The sequence below is a fragment of the Cytobacillus firmus NBRC 15306 genome (assembly GCF_001591465.1).
Lineage (GTDB): Bacteria > Bacillota > Bacilli > Bacillales > Cytobacillaceae > Cytobacillus > Cytobacillus firmus.
On the sequence record NZ_BCUY01000237.1, the window covers coordinates 1 to 886 of the forward strand.

Genomic DNA, 886 nt, shown 5'->3' on the forward strand with positions numbered 1-886 from the left:
ACTATACGAAAAAACTAACGACTGAGTCATTCCTTAAATTACTACTTTTTGCGCAACTACAAGAAATCGAAAGTCTGCATGCACTAAGCGATAGTCTATTCGATGACCAGCTTCAAAAAGGAATCGACCTTGATTCTATCAGTATTTCTCAGCTGTCACGCCGATTGAATGGGATGAATCCAGATATATTCCAAAGGCTTTTCCTTGATTTAGTATCACAAATTCATACCAAAACGTACTATACGAAACTTGTGATGCCGTTAAAAATTATTGATTCAAGCACGCTGCCACTCAATTTAACCAATCATAAATGGGCAAAATTTCGCAAAACAAAGGCGGGAGTAAAGTTGCATCTCCGTCTTGTGTTTATGGAAAAAGGTACTTCCTATCCTGAAAAAGCCGTTATGACAACTGCAAAAGAACATGACCGTGGTCAGCTTGAAATCATGGTGGATGACAAGGAATGCATGTATGTGTTTGATCGTGGCTATCTAGACTACGAGCGCTTTGATCGCATGACTGATGATGGCTACTTTTTTCTTTCCAGACTACGTAAAAATGCAGTCATACGGGAAGTTTTCGATTTTAACCTACCAGAGAAAGCGGCTGTTTTGTCAGACCAAATGGTATTGATTGGTACGACTCAAAACCGTGCTGAAAATTACTTTCGCCTTCTAAAAGTGATGGATTCAAAAGGAAATGAACTCCAGCTTATTACGAATCGTTTTGATTTGAGTGCCGAAGAAATTTCGGAGATGTACAAATCTCGCTGGGCAATTGAGCTATTTTTTAAGTGGATTAAACAACATCTCAGCATCAAAAAATTCTACGGTCAAAGCGAATGGGCAGTTCAAAATCAAGTGTTTATCGCACTGATTGTTTTTTG

1 protein-coding gene is annotated in these 886 nt (G+C 38.6%); it reads left to right on the top strand.

What is annotated here, in order from left to right:
* Positions 1 to 886: IS4 family transposase (locus tag BFI01S_RS22055; RefSeq protein ID WP_061794466.1), on the top strand; the 886-nt coding region annotated here is incomplete at both ends.